General features: G+C 71.5%; 14 protein-coding genes and 2 tRNA genes. 10 read left to right on the forward strand and 6 right to left on the reverse strand.

What is annotated here, in order from left to right; all coding sequences use genetic code 11:
• Nucleotides 1-4: 4 nt before the first annotated feature.
• Complete coding sequence (locus tag ACIQK6_RS17820) at nucleotides 5-1,438, reverse strand: amino acid permease (protein ID WP_329102046.1); 1,434 nt, start codon at nucleotides 1,436-1,438, stop codon at nucleotides 5-7.
• A gap of 218 nt (nucleotides 1,439-1,656) precedes the next feature.
• Between ACIQK6_RS17820 and ACIQK6_RS17825 the strand changes: the two genes are divergently transcribed.
• The gene (locus ACIQK6_RS17825; protein ID WP_030010996.1) at nucleotides 1,657-2,142 is read left to right on the forward strand and encodes a ribose-5-phosphate isomerase; all 486 of its coding nucleotides are present in this window, start codon (nucleotides 1,657-1,659) and stop codon (nucleotides 2,140-2,142) included.
• A 70-nt stretch (nucleotides 2,143-2,212) separates the two neighbouring features.
• On the forward strand, nucleotides 2,213-3,019 hold the full coding sequence (locus ACIQK6_RS17830) for a DNA-formamidopyrimidine glycosylase family protein (RefSeq protein WP_329102049.1): 807 nt from the start codon (nucleotides 2,213-2,215) through the stop codon (nucleotides 3,017-3,019).
• A gap of 107 nt (nucleotides 3,020-3,126) precedes the next feature.
• Here ACIQK6_RS17830 and ACIQK6_RS17835 read toward each other — a convergent pair whose 3' ends face one another.
• Nucleotides 3,127-4,362 (reverse strand): GNAT family N-acetyltransferase, encoded by a 1,236-nt coding sequence (locus ACIQK6_RS17835; RefSeq protein WP_329102051.1) that lies wholly within the window; start codon nucleotides 4,360-4,362, stop codon nucleotides 3,127-3,129.
• A 116-nt stretch (nucleotides 4,363-4,478) separates the two neighbouring features.
• On the opposite strand from ACIQK6_RS17835, the gene ACIQK6_RS17840 reads away from it, so the two are divergent.
• On the forward strand, nucleotides 4,479-5,621 hold the full coding sequence (locus ACIQK6_RS17840) for a PP2C family protein-serine/threonine phosphatase (RefSeq protein WP_402695063.1): 1,143 nt from the start codon (nucleotides 4,479-4,481) through the stop codon (nucleotides 5,619-5,621).
• A 115-nt stretch (nucleotides 5,622-5,736) separates the two neighbouring features.
• Complete coding sequence (locus ACIQK6_RS17845; protein WP_329102054.1) at nucleotides 5,737-6,603, forward strand: ABC transporter ATP-binding protein; 867 nt, start codon at nucleotides 5,737-5,739, stop codon at nucleotides 6,601-6,603.
• A 59-nt stretch (nucleotides 6,604-6,662) separates the two neighbouring features.
• Here ACIQK6_RS17845 and ACIQK6_RS17850 read toward each other — a convergent pair whose 3' ends face one another.
• Nucleotides 6,663-7,325, reverse strand: a complete 663-nt coding sequence (locus ACIQK6_RS17850; RefSeq protein WP_329102056.1) for a DUF4232 domain-containing protein — start codon at nucleotides 7,323-7,325, stop codon at nucleotides 6,663-6,665.
• Between the two features lie 140 nt (nucleotides 7,326-7,465).
• Between ACIQK6_RS17850 and ACIQK6_RS17855 the strand changes: the two genes are divergently transcribed.
• The 3 genes from ACIQK6_RS17855 to ACIQK6_RS17865 all read left to right on the forward strand — a co-directional run bounded on the left by ACIQK6_RS17855 (nucleotide 7,466) and on the right by ACIQK6_RS17865 (nucleotide 9,677).
• Nucleotides 7,466-8,854 (forward strand): pyridoxal-dependent decarboxylase, encoded by a 1,389-nt coding sequence (locus ACIQK6_RS17855; protein WP_329102059.1) that lies wholly within the window; start codon nucleotides 7,466-7,468, stop codon nucleotides 8,852-8,854.
• Entirely contained in the window at nucleotides 8,851-9,306 is a 456-nt protein-coding gene (locus tag ACIQK6_RS17860) for an HD domain-containing protein (protein WP_329102061.1), read from the forward strand. Before ACIQK6_RS17855 ends, ACIQK6_RS17860 begins: the two co-directional genes overlap by 4 nt.
• A 176-nt stretch (nucleotides 9,307-9,482) precedes the next feature.
• Entirely contained in the window at nucleotides 9,483-9,677 is a 195-nt protein-coding gene (locus ACIQK6_RS17865; RefSeq protein WP_030008564.1) for a membrane protein, read from the forward strand.
• Nucleotides 9,678-9,763: 86 nt separating this feature from the next.
• Here ACIQK6_RS17865 and ACIQK6_RS17870 read toward each other — a convergent pair whose 3' ends face one another.
• The gene (locus tag ACIQK6_RS17870) at nucleotides 9,764-10,213 is read right to left on the reverse strand and encodes a DUF3592 domain-containing protein (protein WP_329102063.1); all 450 of its coding nucleotides are present in this window, start codon (nucleotides 10,211-10,213) and stop codon (nucleotides 9,764-9,766) included.
• A gap of 229 nt (nucleotides 10,214-10,442) precedes the next feature.
• Between ACIQK6_RS17870 and ACIQK6_RS17875 the strand changes: the two genes are divergently transcribed.
• Nucleotides 10,443-11,024 (forward strand): TIGR04222 domain-containing membrane protein, encoded by a 582-nt coding sequence (locus ACIQK6_RS17875; RefSeq protein ID WP_329102065.1) that lies wholly within the window; start codon nucleotides 10,443-10,445, stop codon nucleotides 11,022-11,024.
• A gap of 28 nt (nucleotides 11,025-11,052) precedes the next feature.
• Here the strand turns inward: ACIQK6_RS17875 and ACIQK6_RS17880 are convergent, their stop codons facing one another.
• Together ACIQK6_RS17880 and ACIQK6_RS17885 are read right to left on the reverse strand one after the other, a co-directional pair.
• Nucleotides 11,053-11,598: a GNAT family N-acetyltransferase gene (locus ACIQK6_RS17880; protein ID WP_329102066.1), complete on the reverse strand. Its 546-nt coding sequence runs from the start codon at nucleotides 11,596-11,598 to the stop codon at nucleotides 11,053-11,055.
• A 227-nt stretch (nucleotides 11,599-11,825) separates the two neighbouring features.
• Nucleotides 11,826-11,896: transfer RNA gene (locus ACIQK6_RS17885), tRNA-Gly, on the reverse strand.
• Between the two features lie 168 nt (nucleotides 11,897-12,064).
• Here ACIQK6_RS17885 and ACIQK6_RS17890 point away from each other — a divergent pair.
• Nucleotides 12,065-12,141, forward strand: a tRNA-Pro gene (locus tag ACIQK6_RS17890).
• 164 nt (nucleotides 12,142-12,305) lie between these two features.
• A complete protein-coding gene (gene tig / locus ACIQK6_RS17895) occupies nucleotides 12,306-13,694 on the forward strand; it encodes a trigger factor (protein ID WP_329102068.1) in 1,389 nt (462 codons plus the stop codon).
• Nucleotides 13,695-13,899 lie beyond the last annotated feature (205 nt).

Consider the following 13,899-nt stretch of genomic DNA (forward strand, 5'->3'; position numbering starts at 1 on the left):
GTGATCAGCCCTGCAGGGCCTTCTTGCGGCGGACGTCCAGGACCACGCCGACGAGCACGACCACACCGGCGACCAGGGTCGACAGGGTGACGACCTCGCGGTTGGCGTCGTCCACGAACATGTAGCCGATCACGAACATGATCAGTGCGGCGGTGGCCCAGGTCAGCCACGGGAACAGCCACATCTTCACGGTCAGCTTCTCCGGGGCCTCGCGGACCAGGATCCCGCGCATCCGCAGCTGGGTGAAGCAGATCACCAGCCACACGAAGAGCGCGATGGCACCCGAGGAGTTGAGGAGGAAGTTGAAGACCGTGTCCTTGAAGGCGTAGTTGAAGTAGACGGCGACGAAGCCGAAGACCGTGGAGCCCAGGATCGCGGCGACCGGCACACCGTTCTTGTTGACCTTGGCGAACGCCTTGGGGGCGTCGCCGCGCTCACCGAGCGAGAAGGCCATGCGGGAGGCGGTGTAGAGGCCCGAGTTCAGGCAGGACAGCACGGCGGTCAGGACGATGACCTCCATGATCGTGCCGGCGTGCGCGATGCCGATCGAGTCCAGGGCGGCGACGTACGAGCCCTTCTCGGTGATCGACTTGTCGTTCCACGGGAGCAGGGTCAGCACGATGAAGATCGAGCCGAGGTAGAAGACGCCGATCCGCCAGATGACGGAGTTGGTGGCCTGGGTGACCGCCTTGCGGGGGTTCTCCGACTCGCCGGCCGCCAGGGTGACGATCTCGCTGCCCATGAAGGAGAAGACGACCATCAGCACACCGGTGAGGACGGCGCCGTAGCCGTTGGGGAAGAAGCCGCCGGCGTCGGTCAGGTGGGCGAAGCCCGCACCCGGGTTGTCGGAGCCCGGCAGGAGGCCGAAGACGGCGAGCATGCCGACGATCACGAAGGCGCCGATGGCGACGACCTTGATGCCCGCGAACCAGAACTCGAACTCACCGTAGGAAGCGACCGAGCCGAGGTTGGTGGCGGTCAGCACCGCCATCACGATCAGTGCCCAGGCCCACTGCGGGACGGCCGGGATCCAGCTCTCCAGGATGGCGGCACCGGCGGTGGCCTCCACGGCGAGCACGACGACCCAGAAGAACCAGTAGAGCCAGCCGATGGAGAAGCCGGCCCAGCGGCCGAGCGCGCGGTCGGCGTAGGCCGAGAAGGAGCCCGAGTTCGGGCTGGCAGCGGCCATCTCGCCGAGCATCCGCATCACGAAGACCACCATGGCGCCGACGAGGGCGTAGGAGATCAGGATGGCGGGACCGGCCTTGGCGATGCCGCCACCGGAACCGACGAAGAGGCCGGCGCCGATGACGCCGCCAATGGCGATCATGGACAGGTGGCGGTTCTTGAGACCGGCCTTCAGACCGTCGGAGGGCTGGCCGTCACCGGGGTTCCCGGTGGGGCCGCCTTCCTTCTGAAGGGTCGTCGTGGAGCTCATGGACGGATCCTTAGGTTCTCGGGTTGCGAGCCCCGGCATTCAAACCTGAGATGAACGCGAGACGGAAGACCCCAATCCGGATCGTTGCCTTGGTGTGAACGTCCAGGAGGTGCCGCCGCCCTGTCCCATCTGCGTTCTTTGGGTTTACTTGAGCTTTAGAAGTGACTTACGCGACACCCGCTGCGGGCTGTCGGGCCTCCTCGTGCCACACTCGTCCCATGCGCGTGTACCTCGGATCCGACCATGCCGGCTTTGAGCTCAAGAACCACCTGGTGGACTGGCTCAAGAACAACGGCCACGAGCCCGTCGACTGTGGGCCCCACATCTACGACGCGGTGGACGACTACCCGCCGTTCTGCCTCCGCGCCGCGGAGAAGACCGCCGCCGACGCCGGCAGCCTCGGCATCGTGATCGGCGGCTCCGGCAACGGAGAGCAGATCGCCGCCAACAAGGTCAAGGGCGTCCGCGCCATCCTGGCCTGGAGCGTCCAGACCGCCCAGCTCGGCCGTGAGCACAACAACGCCAACGTCATCTCCGTCGGCGGCCGGATGCACACGCAGGACGAGGCCGTCAGCTTCATCGAGGCGTTCCTGGCGACCCCGTACTCCGACGAGGAGCGCCACACCCGCCGCATCGACATGCTCTCCGCCTACGAGACTACCGGCGAGCTCCCCCCGATCCCGGCCCACCACCCGCAGGGCTGATCCCGCTTCCGGCCGTACCGCCCCCTCCCGGGGGCGGTACGGCCGGTTTCTCTTTCCGAGGAGCTCCGCCGTGCCCGAGGGGCATACGATCCACCGCCTCGCCCAGGACCACGCCGAACGGTTCGCCGGCCGGCCGGTCCGCATCAGCAGCCCCCAGGGCCGCTTCGAGCAGAGCGCGGCCGTGCTCGACGGGCGCGTACTGGACGGCGCCGAGGCGCACGGCAAGCACCTCTTCCTGGAGCTGGGCGACGCCTGGATCCACATCCACCTCGGCCTCTTCGGCAAGCTCGGCTTCGGCCCCGCCCCGGCCCCGCCCGCCACGGACACCGTCCGGCTGCGCCTGATGAACGAGGACCACTACGCCGACCTGCGCGGCCCCACCGCCTGCGCACTGATCGGCGAGGGCGAGAAGAAGGCGATACACGACCGGCTCGGCCCGGACCCGCTGCGCGCCGACGACGACCCCGAACGGGCCTGGGTCCGGATCTCCCGCTCCCGCACCACCGTCGCCGCCCTCCTTATGGACCAGAAGATCGTCGCGGGCATCGGCAACGTCTACCGCGCCGAGGTCCTCTTCCGGCACGGCGTCGACCCCTACCGCCCGGGCCGGGACCTCACCCGCGGCGAATGGGACGCCATGTGGGCCGACCTGGTCGCGCTGATGCGCGAGGGCGTGCGCAACAACCGCATCGACACCGTCCGCGACGAGCACCTGCCCGAGGCCATGGGCCGGCCGCCGCGCGTCGACGACCACGGCGGCGAGGTGTACGTCTACCGGCGGGCGAACATGCCCTGCCACATCTGCGGCGGCGAGATCCGCACCGCCGACCTCGCCGCCCGCAACCTCTTCTGGTGCCCCGGCTGCCAGCCCCGCTGACGCGGTCGCCGGGTCACCAGGTCACCAGGTCACCAGGTCGCCGGGTCACCGGGCCGCCAGGTCGCCGCCGGGCCGCCGGGCCGCCCGGGCGTTCGGTCGCGCCGCTTCTAGAAGCCGTGCGGCAGCCAGGGCGCCACGTCGCCCGCGAAGGCGCGCGAGGCCTCCGCGAGGGCTCCCGGGCGCAGCTCCCGTACCCGGCCCGCCGCGGCCAGCGAGGTGAGGGTGATCCCGCCCAGATATGCGGAACCCAGCTCCCGGACCGACAGCTCCAGGTCCGCCGGCTCCGCGGTGCGGGTGCACCGGGCGGCGCCCTCGGCGTCCGCGACCAGCCGCCACCGCCCCTCGTTCCACGGACAGAACGCGTCCTCGACCTCCACGACCACGTCCACCGCGGACCGGTACGAGCGCGCCTCCAGGGCCGCCGGCAGGTCCACCAGGCGCACGTGGAGGGAGTCGCGCGTGGTCGGCTTCGACCGCCTGATGTCGCTGACCAAGTGCAGCAGCGGGTCGTCCACCGGGCGCTTGGCGGCCCGTACGGTCCACGTCAGGTCGATGGAGAACAGGTAGCGCCACAGCGCGGCCGTCGCCGCCGGATCCAGTGCATCGAGGGCCTCGACCTGGACCGTCCCGTCCGAACCCGACGAGTTCCAGTCCGGTTTGACCCGGTAGCGGGCGTACCCGGCGACCTCGCCGTCCGCCCGTTCCGCCACCACGCACATCAGCGGGGAGGCGCCTCCCCGCTCCCCGGGCGGGTCCGTGACGGCCATCCGTTCCCAGCCGGGCTGCCGGGCCGGCGCCCCGGGCCGCCGGGTCACCAGGTCGGCGTACACCCGCTCGCAGGCGGCCAGCGACTTCTCCGGGTCGGCGAGCCGCAGCCGCACCCCGTCCGTCCCGGGCGGCACCTCGAGCCGCACGCGCGTCGTGTCGATCTCCAGGGACATGGCGTAGGTCGCGAGGCCGTACCCGAAGCGCCCGTAGATCGCCGGGTCGGAGGCCGTCAGTATGGCGAGCGGCTCACCGGCCGCCCGGACGTCGTCCAGCTGGCGCCGCATCAGAGAGCCGAGGATGCCGCGACGGCGGTGCGTCGGCGCGACTCCCACGAAGGACACCGCGGCCGCGGGCACCAGTGCGCCACCCTGCACCGAGAGGTGGAAGCTGAAGGCCGCCGCCGAGCCGACGCACGTCTCGCCCTGCCAGACCCCGAGCGCACGGTCCGGCTCCGTCAGGGCCCGGAACAGTGTCCGGCCCTCCGGAGGCTCGGCCACGCCGCCGAAGGCCAGCTCCAGGTGATCGAACCAGACATCCCACTCGTCTTGTTGCAAAACGCGCATCTCAAGATCCATGCCGTCATCCTCACCCGGACACTCCGTCGCAGTCGAAGAGTTTTCGGGCGTCCCGAGCCCCAGGTCCGGGGGTACCCCTGCGCATCCACAGTCAGGATGGATAGGGTCCCGAAGCAATGGCCGGAGCACGAGTGGAACCCCTCATGGCCCGGATGCGCATGCTGTTGCACCGGGGCCGCACAGCCCTGCGCAAATCAGCCGTCGACTACTTCCGGGGCGACGCCTCCGACTGGCTCGCCTTCGGCGGACTGCTGCTCACCGTCCCCGCGATCGCCTGCGGCACGCTGATGCTGCCCGTCTGGTTCTCGCCGTCGGCGCTCGTCCTGCCGATCGTGGCCGGCGGCCTGCTCCTGCGCCCCGCCAGCCTCCTCGCCCTGTACGCCGCCTCCGCGACCGCACTGATCGTCGAGGCCCTCGTGCTCGGCCCCTACACCCAGGGACCGGCCAGGGTCACCCCCGGCACCGTGCTGGTGGTCGCGGCCTGCGGGTTCTTCGGCCTGGTCATCGCCCAGTTCCGCAGCCGCGTCGGCGTGCCCTGGAGACGCGGCGGCACCATGCTCTTCGACCTGCGCGAACGCATCCGGGTGCAGAGCAAACTACCCGCCCTGCCGCGCGGCTGGCACCGCGAGATGGCGCTGCGCCCGGCCGGCGGCCAGTCCTTCTCGGGCGACTTCGTGGTCGCGGCCCGCACCAACGGCGGCCGGACCCTGGAGATCGTCCTGACCGACGTCTCCGGCAAGGGCATGGAAGCCGGCTCCCGGGCCCTGCTCCTCTCCGGGGCCTTCGGCGGACTGCTCGGCGCGCTGCCCGCCCACGGCTTCCTGCCCGCCGCCAACGGCTACCTGCTCCGCCAGGACTGGGACGAGGGCTTCGCCACCTCCATCCACCTCGTCCTGGACCTGGAGACCGGCGACTACGAGCTCCTCTCGGCCGGCCACCTCCCCGCCCTCCAGCTCTCGGCGGGCACCGGCCGCTGGCAGGAGAAGTCCGGCGAGGGCCCGCTCCTCGGCGTCTACGACGGCGCCGAATTCATCCCCGCCCGCGGCAACCTGCGCCCCGGCGACGTCCTGATGCTCTTCACCGACGGCCTCGTCGAGACCTCCGACCGGGAGATCAGCGAGGGCATGGACCGCCTCACCGGCGAGGCCGACCGCTACGTCGCCGCCGGATGGGACGGCGCGGCCTGGCACTTGATCGAGAAGGTCGCCAAGGACGTCAACGACGACCGCGCGCTGCTGCTCATCCGCCGCTCCGCCTGACCACGGGGTGGGGTTTGCCCCACCGCCGGTCCGCCGGGCGGCGTCATGGCCGCCGGCCCACCATGATCCGTAGCGTCGGAGCCACGAGCAGGACGGCGGCGAGAGGCGGCACACCATGGGGCTCCGACGGAGCAAGCGACAGCAGGGGCAGTACGGGCAGCAGGGGCAGTACGAGCAGCACGGGCAGCACCCGCGGGCCGCACGGGAGGCGGACGACACCGCGGCCGCCGTCGAGCTGCGCGGCGTACGGCGGGCCTACGGACGCGGGGGCTCCGCCGTACACGCGCTGCGCGGGATCGACCTCAGCCTGCCGCGCGGCACCTTCACCGCCGTCATGGGACCTTCCGGCTCCGGCAAATCGACCTTCCTGCAGTGCGCCGCCGGACTCGACCTGCCCACCGAGGGATCCGTCCGGCTCGGCGGAACCGAGATCACCGCGATGAACGAGAACGAGCTCACCGAACTCCGCCGCAGCCGCCTCGGCTTCGTCTTCCAGGCCTTCAACCTGCTGCCGTCCCTTACCGTCGAGCAGAACGTACTGCTCCCGATGCGGCTCGCCGGCGGCCGCTCGGCGCACGAGGGCCGGGCCCGTGCCGCCGAGCTGCTCGCCCGCGTCGGCCTCGAGGGCAAGGGCGGCCGCCGCCCGGCCGAGCTGTCCGGCGGCCAGCAGCAGCGCGTGGCCATCGCCCGGGCCCTCGTCACCCGGCCCGACGTGGTCTTCGCCGACGAACCCACCGGTGCACTCGACACCACCACCGCGGCGGAGGTCCTCGGGCTGCTCCGGGACGCCGTCGACTCCTTGCGCGCCACCGTCGTCATGGTCACCCACGACCCGGCCGCCGCCGCCCACGCCGACCAGGTGCTCTTCCTCGCCGACGGCCTGATCGCGGACCGGCTGCCGCGCAGCTCCGCGGCGGCCGTCGCCGCCCGGATGGCCGCACTCACCGCCCCGGCCCGGGCGTACACGGGAGCAGCCGCCTGATCCGCAGATCCCGCAGATCCTCGACGGTTGCCGTGTTGCCGTGTTGCCGGGTCGCAGGGTCACCGCTTCCAGGGACCGACCCCCAGCTGCCCGGTGTTCCCGAGGCCAACGGGCCGGGTCAGGCGCAGGCCCAGCCGCGGCGCGCCCGGCTTCGGCGTCACCTCCAGCACCCAGCCCTCCACCGGTGGCACGGTCACGTCGGTGATCAGGTCGCGCCACAGCAGTGCCATCGACGCGGTCTGCCCAGGCGCCAGCGTCACGCGCTCCGGTGGCGCGTCCACGGCCGGCACCTCGGAGGTGATGGGCGCCGAGCCGTGCCCGATCGTCACCTCCAGCAGCTGGTCCTGCTTGTCGAGCAGCCGCACCTGCGGATAGCCCTCCAGCACGTACTCGTCCGTACCGCAGTTGACCAGCCGGTAGCCCGCCAGCCGCAGCCCCATCACGGCGTCCCCGGACCCCTCGACGAGCCGGACTCCGCCCTCGGGGCACGCCTCGGGGGCCGGTTCGGGCGCGGCCGGACTCGCGGGCGCAGTCGGAGTCGCAGTCGGCGTCGGAGTCGGCGGAGTCGGGGTCCGGCTCGGACCCGGGGGCTGTCCCGGCGCCCGGGTCGGCCCGGGCGCGGCCTTCGGCGCCGGCGGCGTCTCACACCCCGCAGCCCCGGCCAGCACCCCCGCCGCCACCGCGCCCCCGACGACGCCCCGTACCCACCGTCTCGTGATCATCCGCCGAGCCTACGACGGCCGGCCGCAGGACCGCGGCGGGGTCGCGGCGGGGTCGGGGCGGGGCCGGGCGGGGCCGGGGCGGGCCACTCGCCCTGGATTGGCCCGCCCGCACGGCACCCGCCCGGGCCTAACGTGCCCCCATGGACCGCACGCTCGCCGCCGATCTTGCCCGGCTCCCCGAACTCCTCGACGCCACCCGCGGCGCCGCCGCCGACGCGCTCGCCGCCCTGGACGCGCGCCCCGTCGTACCGCCCGCCGGAAAGCCGTACGACCCCGAGCCCCTCCCGGAGGGCGCCACCGGCACGGACGCCGCGCTCGCCGCCTTCCGCGACCGCTGGGAGCCGCGGCTGTCGGCCTCCGCGGGACCGCGCTACCTCGGCTTCGTCACGGGCGGCGCCACTCCCGCCGCCCTCGCCGGGGACTGGCTCACCGCCGTCCACGACCAGAACTCCAACTCCGGCCTCGACGGCGGCGGACAGGACCTCGAACGCGAGACCGTCGGCTGGCTCCGCGACCTCTTCGGCCTGACCGCCGCCCACTCCGGCACCTTCGTCTCCGGCGCCACCATGTCCAACACCACCGGCCTCGCCGTCGCCCGCGAATGGCTCGGCGAACGCCTCGGCGTGTCCCCGGCCGAGGACGGTGCGGCGGCCCTCGGCCCCGTCCGCGTGCTCTCCGGCGCCCCGCACTCCTCGATCGCCAAGGCCCTCTCGGTGCTGGGCCTCGGCCGCAACTCCCTGGTCCAGGTGCCCACCCTGCCCGGCCGCGAGGCCGTCGACCCCGCCGCCCTGGACCGGGCGCTGGCCGACACCCCCGGACCGGCCGTGGTCGTCGCCAACGCGGGCACCGTCAACACCGTCGACTTCGACGACCTCCGGGCGATCGAAGCCCTGCGCGAGCGCCACGACTTCTGGCTGCACACCGACGCCGCCTTCGGGGCCTTCGCCGCCCTCTCCCCGGAGCACGCGCACCTCGTCGACGGCCTCGACGCCTCCGACTCCGTCTGCGTGGACCTGCACAAATGGCTCAACGTCCCCTACGACAGCGCCGTCCAGTTCACCCGCCGGCGCGACCTGCAGGCCCGCGTCTTCCAGAACTCCGCCGCCTACCTCGGTCCCCTCGGCGACCACCCCGACCTCGTCCACCTCACCCCCGAGAACTCCCACCGGCTGCGCGCCCTCGCCGCCTGGTTCACGCTCCGCGCGTACGGCCGCCAGGGCCACCGGGAGATCGTCGAACGCGACATCGCCTGCGCCCGCGCGCTGGGCGCCGCCCTGGAGGCGGACCCCGCCTTCACCCTCCTCGCCCCGGTCCGCCTGAACGTCGTCTGCTTCACCCTCGCCGAAGCCCCCACCCCGGAGCGCCTCACCGCCCTGCGGGAGGCGGCGGCCGCCGAGGTGTTCGTCACTCCCACCGTCTACGGGGGAACCGCCGCCCTGCGTGCCGCGTTCTCCAACTGGCGTACCACGCAAGCGGACGTACGCCGGGCAGCGGAGGCCCTCGGCGCAGCGGCAAGGGAGATCGCATGACCAACAGCCCCCTGACTCTGATCGAGGTCGAGTCCCTGGCGCGCAGCGCGCACGAGGGCCAGACCGACAAGGCCGGCCGGCCGTACGCCGAACACCTCGCGGCCGTGGCCGAGGGCGTGCGGCTGCGCGGCGGCACCGCCGAACAGCAGGCGGCGGCCTGGCTCCACGACGCCATCGAGGACGAGGCCCTCAGCCTTACCTGGCTGGACGCGGCGGCCCTCCCGCAGACGGTGAAGGACATGGTCCTCGCGGTCACCAAACGCCCGGACGAACCGGTCGAGCAGTACGCGGCCCGCATCCTGGCCACCCCGGGCGCGCTGCTCATCAAGGAGGCCGACCTCGCGCACAACGCGGACCCCGTACGCCTCTCCGTGCTGGACGGCCCCACGCGCGAGCGACTGTCCGCAAAGTATGCGAATATCCGTTCCCTCCTCGGCCTCACCACCTCGTGACCCGTGCCCCGCGCCCGAAATATTCCTGTCGCACGTGTGGTTGGCGGAAACGGAACCACGGCTGTTCGGTACGGGGCGTATAGCCGGGGCCCGTTGGTGGGAGGATGGTCCATGTGGGGGTGTGCCTGGCCGTGCGCCCCGGGCCGACCAGGGGACGACCGAAGGTGTGATCAGTAGTGGCCATTTCGCTGTCAGTGGTGGTTCTGTTGGCGGTCATTCTGGTGGTGCTGATCCGCGGCAACCACATCAAAACGGGCCCCGCCATCGTCGCGGCGCTCTTCGGCTTCTTCCTCGCGTCCAGCTCGATCGCGGACGACGTTAACCGTTTCCTCAACTCCCTCGCGACGATGATCGCGAACATCAAGCTCTGACCCCGGGCCCGCTCCAGCCCCGGGGGCGTGGCGGACGCCGCGCTCACCTCACCCGAGCCTCGGCGACCCCGCACCTTGGGGACGGGTCAGCCGGAGCCCTCGGCGACCCGCCGCCAATACCGCTCCGCGAGGACCGGTAGCAGCAGGAAGAACAGCGCGGCTGCGCCCGACAGCGCGGCCAGCATGGCCAACGGGCCACCCCACAGGTCTCCCTCGTTGGCGACGATCCGCGGATCCTCCGCCCGGTACCGGACCGTCAGCTGGGTGCCGGCCGGGTTCTTGCCGCCGCTGCTGCCCGTCGGCAGGTTCGTCACCACGGTCCGCCCGCCGGCCTCGAACTCGACCCGGCACCTGCCCAGCACGCACGAGCCGCCCGATCGCAACGTCGCCCGAGCCTGCTCGCCGTCGCGGAGCGAGCGCAGGTGCTGGGCTGCCGGAAGCATCACCAGTACCGACAGGGCGGCCAGCAGCAGCGCGATCACCAGCGGTACCACCAGAGTCCCGCGCGGCCCCACGCGGCGCGATGCGCTGTCCAATTCCCGTCCCCCCCCGTTCCCCGTGGAACAGACTGTCAGAGCAGCCGACTTGGCATCACGGAGCGGTGTCGGCACACCCCTGCCCACCCTGGCTGCCCGAGGTCGGCAACAAAGGCGCAGGCCCCGAACCTCAGGGGAAGCTCTGAATGCGGCTGCAGGCCCGCCGGAACCGTCACCTCCGGGAGACCATGCGGGCGATGCGTGTCCGGAAGGCGGGGCGGGAGGCGGCATGGCAAGGGCGTACCGGCGAACGGGAGCGGGCAACGGCGATGACGTACTGGACCTGTACGAGTACGCCTACCTCGCCGGCGGCGAGCGGCGGGTCGTGGAGAGCGCGATCATCTCGCTCGTCGAACACGGGACGCTGTCCCTGCGGGCCGCTCGGCTGCGCACCATCGGCGCAGAGCTCCCGCAGCATCCGGTCGAACGCGCGGTGATCGCAGCCTGCCCGCGGAGCAAGCGCGTCCGGGAGGTGTTCGAGGCGCTCGGGCACTGCGACGAGGTCGACGAACTCGCCCGCCGGCTCGTCCTCCTCGGCCTCGTGGGCAACTGGCGACGACGGACCACCCGGGCGGGGCGCCGCCGCTTGGCGGCCGCAGTGGCCGAGGGAAGCCTTCCCCCGTACGTACTGGAAGGCCCCGCACGCCTCGACCCGGGCCCCGTCCAGTACGGACTGTTCGAGGCCGCCCCCGACGGCCTCGGACGCACCCTGCGCCGCATGGGCAAGGCCCTCGACAACGAGTCCGATCACCACGCGCACGCGCACGCGGAGGGCGGCTTCAGCTGTGGCGGGGGCGGGGGCGGAGACTGAGGGAACGCGCGGCGCGGCACCGGACCCGTCACCGTTGTGCGGCACCTGCGCAGGGCGGGCCGACGAGGGTCCGGTGGTACCGGGTGTAGGACTCGAAGACCTCGGCGACCTGGAAGCCGAGCCTGGTCAAGACGGCGCCGCTCTTGTCGTTTCCGTGGGTGACGCCCGCGAACACGTCGGTGGCGCCCAGCGCAGTGGCCCCGTAGTCGATCAGCGCGCGGCAGGCCGCCGTGGCGTACCCGTGTCCCGTTGCCTCGTGGTCGAGCCAGTACCCGAATCCGTACGCGGGCGGGTTGGCGGCCACGAGGTCGACACGGCCGATGAGGGAACCCCTGAGCAGGATGCCGCAGCGGAGGGACGGATCGGGAGCGTCGAGCAGCTCGGCGCGGGCCGTCTCGTAGTCCGATGCGGCCAGCGCTTCGTAGTCGCCGTGCCGGGTGAGGTGCTCGCGATTTCGATCGATGAGCCCGTAGTACTCATCGGCCTGTTCGACACTGAGCACACGCAAGGTCAATCCGGCGACTTCGGTCGTGAGCCCGGTTGCGACGCTCTGGTCGTGATGTCCACGAGCCATGCCGACCGACCCTACGGCAGGACCCTCCCGGACCGGGCCACACGTTCATGATCTTCGGCACACGGGCGGCGCGCCCGCCGCGTCAACGGGCTTCGGCACAAGGAGGTTGAAGACGCGCACGGGCCACGGCACTGCCCGCACCGATCGCGACCGGCTGATCGCGACCCCGGGAACGACGGAGGGCCAGGTCGAGGAGATGCCCTCTGACCTGGCCCTTCGTACTTCTGAGCGGGTGACGGGAATCGAACCCGCGTAGCTAGTTTGGAAGACTAGTGCTCTACCATTGAGCTACACCCGCAATGCGCGCGCCGCAGGTCCGGGGACCTCGGCACGGACAGCATCCTAGCGGGTCGCTCCCGGTGGGTGCACACCACATTCGGCGTCGTGGCGGAGGTCCGCCCGAAATGCCTTCGGAAACCCGGCGCATCAGAGTGTCTCCGGGCATGTACCCTACGTGTCGCACCGACGGGGTGTGGCGCAGCTTGGTAGCGCGTCCGCTTTGGGAGCGGAAGGTCGTCGGTTCGAATCCGGCCACCCCGACCAGCAGCAGTGTCTCCGCAAGATCGCGTTGTGGGCTGATTGCCGCTTGCGGTTACTATGCAAGCTGCGTGCCCGTGTGTCTGATGTACCGGGCCGAAGTCCGCTGAACCGCTGAATCACAGCGCGACGGCAGAATCCCCAGCAGTCAGCCACAAGGAGACCGAACCGTGAAGAGCGCCGTGGAGACCCTGAACCCGACTCGGGTTCGGCTCACTGTTGAGGTGCCCTTCGAGGAGCTCAAGGACAGCCTCGACGCGGCGTACAAGAAGATCAACCAGCAGGTCACGGTGAAGGGCTTCCGCAAGGGCAAGATCCCGGCCCGCGTCATCGACCAGCGCTTCGGCCGCGGTGCGGTGCTGGAGGAGGCCGTCAACGACGCGCTCCCGAAGTTCTACACCGAGGCCGTCAACGAGGCCGACCTGAACCCGCTGGGCCAGCCGGACGTGGACATCACCGAGCTGAAGGACGGCGAGGTCCTCGCCTTCACCGCCGAGGTCGACGTCCGTCCCGAGATCGAGATCCCGGACTTCTCCGGCATCGAGGTCGAGGTCGACGCCATCGAGGTCTCGGACGAGGACGTCGAGAAGTCCGTCGAGCAGCTGCGCGGCCGCTTCGCGTCCACCACGGACGTCGAGCGCGCCGCCGCCGAGGGTGACGTCGTCACCATCGACCTCGAGGCCAAGGTCGACGGCGAGGTGCTGCCCGACGGCGTCGCCTCCGACGTCTCCTACACCATCGGCTCGGGCGAGCTCCTCGAGGGCATCGACGAGGCCGTCACCGGCCTGGAGGCCGGCGGCGAGGCCACCTTCACCTCGCAGCTGAAGGGCGGCTCCGCCGAGGGCAAGGACGCCGAGGTCACCGTCAAGGTCACCAAGGTCTCCGCCAAGGAGCTCCCGGCGCTGGACGACGAGTTCGCGCAGCTCGCGAGCGAGTTCGACACCATCGAGGACCTCAAGGCGGACAGCCGCAAGCGCCTCGAGAACATGAAGCAGTACGACCAGGCCACGCAGGCCCAGGAGCGCGTCCTGGAGAAGCTGCTGGAGCTCGTCGAGGTCCCGATCCCCGAGAAGCTCCTCGCGGACGAGGTCCAGACCCGCAAGCACAACCTGGAGCACCACCAGCTCGGCCAGATGGGTCTGACCATCGAGAAGTACCTGGAGTTCCAGGGCAAGACGGTCGAGGAGTTCGACGCCGAGACCTCCGAGCAGGCGATCAAGGGCATCAAGACCCAGTTCGTCCTCGACGCGCTGGTCAACAAGGAGAAGCTGGGCGTCAACCAGGAGGAGCTCACCGAGCACCTCATGCGCCGCGCCGCTTCCTCCGGCATGTCCCCCGACCAGTTCGCCCAGGCCGTGGTCGAGGGTGGCCAGGTTCCGATGCTGGTCGGCGAGGTCGCCCGCGGCAAGGCCCTCGCGGTCGTCGTCGAGGCCGCCAAGGTCGTCGACACCAACGGCGAGGTCGTGGACATGTCCGACGAGGACGAGGAGCAGGCCGCCGAGACCGTCGAGGCCGCCGTCGACGGCGACGACGAGGTCAAGGCCGAAGAGGCCAAGTAACACCCCGGGCGAAGCCCACTGAGAAGTGCCCCGAAGGGCCCGGACGCAGTCGTGTCCGGGCCCTTCGGTATGGGCCCCGTAAGGCCCCCGGAGCTTGCGCTCCGAGCGAACAGTTCGGGAAGCGGGATGGCGTTGTCCTACCTGCGCGTTAGGGTCCATGAATACGAGGGCACGTGAGTACCCGGGCGCCGGCGGACCCGTCCGC

This window comes from Streptomyces sp. NPDC091682 (assembly GCF_044756625.1).
Taxonomy (GTDB): Bacteria; Actinomycetota; Actinomycetes; order Streptomycetales; family Streptomycetaceae; genus Streptomyces.

Excerpts from the sequence above, each read along its gene's own strand:
- ACIQK6_RS17820 (WP_329102046.1), bottom strand. The coding sequence starts at position 1,438 with ATGAGCTCCACGACGACCCTTCAGAAGGAAGGCGGCCCCACCGGGAAC.
- ACIQK6_RS17825 (WP_030010996.1), top strand. The coding sequence starts at position 1,657 with ATGCGCGTGTACCTCGGATCCGACCATGCCGGCTTTGAGCTCAAGAAC.
- ACIQK6_RS17835 (WP_329102051.1), bottom strand. The coding sequence starts at position 4,362 with ATGGATCTTGAGATGCGCGTTTTGCAACAAGACGAGTGGGATGTCTGG.
- ACIQK6_RS17840 (WP_402695063.1), top strand. The coding sequence starts at position 4,479 with ATGGCCGGAGCACGAGTGGAACCCCTCATGGCCCGGATGCGCATGCTG.
- ACIQK6_RS17845 (WP_329102054.1), top strand. The coding sequence starts at position 5,737 with ATGGGGCTCCGACGGAGCAAGCGACAGCAGGGGCAGTACGGGCAGCAG.
- ACIQK6_RS17850 (WP_329102056.1), bottom strand. The coding sequence starts at position 7,325 with ATGATCACGAGACGGTGGGTACGGGGCGTCGTCGGGGGCGCGGTGGCG.
- ACIQK6_RS17855 (WP_329102059.1), top strand. The coding sequence starts at position 7,466 with ATGGACCGCACGCTCGCCGCCGATCTTGCCCGGCTCCCCGAACTCCTC.
- ACIQK6_RS17860 (WP_329102061.1), top strand. The coding sequence starts at position 8,851 with ATGACCAACAGCCCCCTGACTCTGATCGAGGTCGAGTCCCTGGCGCGC.
- ACIQK6_RS17875 (WP_329102065.1), top strand. The coding sequence starts at position 10,443 with ATGGCAAGGGCGTACCGGCGAACGGGAGCGGGCAACGGCGATGACGTA.
- ACIQK6_RS17880 (WP_329102066.1), bottom strand. The coding sequence starts at position 11,598 with ATGGCTCGTGGACATCACGACCAGAGCGTCGCAACCGGGCTCACGACC.